This is a genomic window from Azonexus sp. (assembly GCF_036170495.1).
GTDB lineage: Bacteria > Pseudomonadota > Gammaproteobacteria > Burkholderiales > Rhodocyclaceae > Azonexus.
Genome location: NZ_JAVHPH010000431.1, coordinates 1 through 1726 on the forward strand (window position 1 = coordinate 1; position 1726 = coordinate 1726).

2 protein-coding genes are annotated in these 1726 nt (G+C 57.6%); both read right to left on the bottom strand.

What is annotated here, in order from left to right; translation table 11 throughout:
* Positions 1-69 precede the first annotated feature (69 nt).
* Positions 70-636 (bottom strand): dCTP deaminase, encoded by a 567-nt coding sequence (gene dcd / locus ADADOO_RS15605; RefSeq protein ID WP_511278426.1) that lies wholly within the window; start codon positions 634-636, stop codon positions 70-72.
* Positions 637-709: 73 nt separating this feature from the next.
* Positions 710-1726 (bottom strand): iron-sulfur cluster carrier protein ApbC (gene apbC / locus ADADOO_RS15610; RefSeq protein WP_511278427.1); only part of this gene is annotated, 1017 nt, incomplete at its 5' end.

Consider the following 1726-nt stretch of genomic DNA (forward strand, 5'->3'; position numbering starts at 1 on the left):
TGAATCCTTAAAATGCGGCGACCCGCCGCAGCGGGTCACAGAATAAGACGATTTCGTTACGGTCTGGCGTCAGATTTTGGGCAACGTGACGCCAACTTGCCCCTGGTATTTGCCACCGCGATCCTTGTACGAAGTTTCGCAAACCTCGTCGGATTCGAAGAACAGCACCTGGGCGCAACCTTCGCCGGCGTAGATCTTGGCCGGCAGCGGCGTCGTGTTGGAAAACTCGAGGGTGACATAGCCTTCCCACTCGGGCTCAAAGGGCGTGACGTTCACGATGATGCCGCAGCGGGCGTAGGTCGATTTGCCCAGACAAACAGTCAGCACCGAACGCGGAATGCGGAAGTATTCCATCGTGCGGGCCAGCGCAAACGAGTTCGGCGGAATGATGCAAACATCGGACTCAATCTCGACAAAGGACTTCGGATCGAAGGCCTTGGGATCAACGACCGTCGAGTTGATATTCGTGAACACCTTGAATTCGCGGGCACAACGAATATCGTAGCCATAGCTGGAGGTACCGTAGGAAACGATCTTCTGGCCATTCACCTCGCGCACGAGATCCGGCGAAAACGGCTCGATCATGCCGTGCTCTGCCGCCATGCGGCGTATCCATTTATCTGATTTGATGGCCATTTTTCCCTGCTACGGTGGACAAAAATAAAGGCGGGATTTTACCCGCCTTTATTGACCCCAATGTGCAAAAAAATTAAGTGTTTTGCACGACGATATTGGGGAATTTCGAGCTCATGTCCTTGGCCTTCTCGCCGATCTTGATCGCCACCCGGCGGGCGATGGCGCGATAGATTTCGGCCGTCCGCGAATCCGGCGCACCGACGACGGTCGGCTTGCCGCCATCGGCCATTTCGCGAATCGCCAGCTCCAGCGGCAGGCTGCCGAGGAATTCAGTGTTGTAGTCAGCACACATTTTTTCGCCGCCGCCCGAGCCGAAGATATGCTCTTCGTGGCCGCACTTCGAGCAAATGTGGATGCTCATGTTCTCAACGATGCCGATGATCGGAATATTCACCTTCTCGAACATCTTCAGACCCTTGCGCGCGTCGATCAGCGCGATGTCCTGCGGCGTGGTGACGATCACCGCGCCAGTTACCGGCACCTTCTGGGCCAGCGACAACTGGATGTCGCCAGTACCCGGCGGCATATCGACGATCAGATAATCAATGTCGTTCCAGTTGGTCTGGCCGAGCATTTGGTCAAGCGCCTGGGCGACCATCGGGCCGCGCCAGACCATCGGTGTCTCGACATCGACCATGAAGCCGATTGACATCGCCTGCACGCCGTAGGCCTCCAGCGGCTCCATGCTTTGGCCATCCTTCGATTCCGGCTGCTGACCGGCCAAACCAAGCATTTGCGGCTGCGACGGCCCATAGATGTCGGCATCGAGGATACCGACCCGAGCGCCTTCCTGAGCTAAAGCCAGGGCCAGATTGACAGCGGTCGTGCTCTTGCCGACGCCGCCCTTGCCAGAAGCAACGGCAATGATGTTCTTGACGCCAGGCAACAGCTTGACGCCGAGCTGCACGGAGTGCGCAACGATCTTGCTGAAAACATTGGCCGACACGTTGCCGACACATGGAAGGGCGCGCACCGCAGCGATCACCTGCTTACGGATGGCGTCGAGCTGGCTTTTCGCCGGGTAAGCCAGCTCGATGTCGAACGACACGTCGTCGCCATCGATTTTCACATTCTTGAGTGCCTTGCCGGC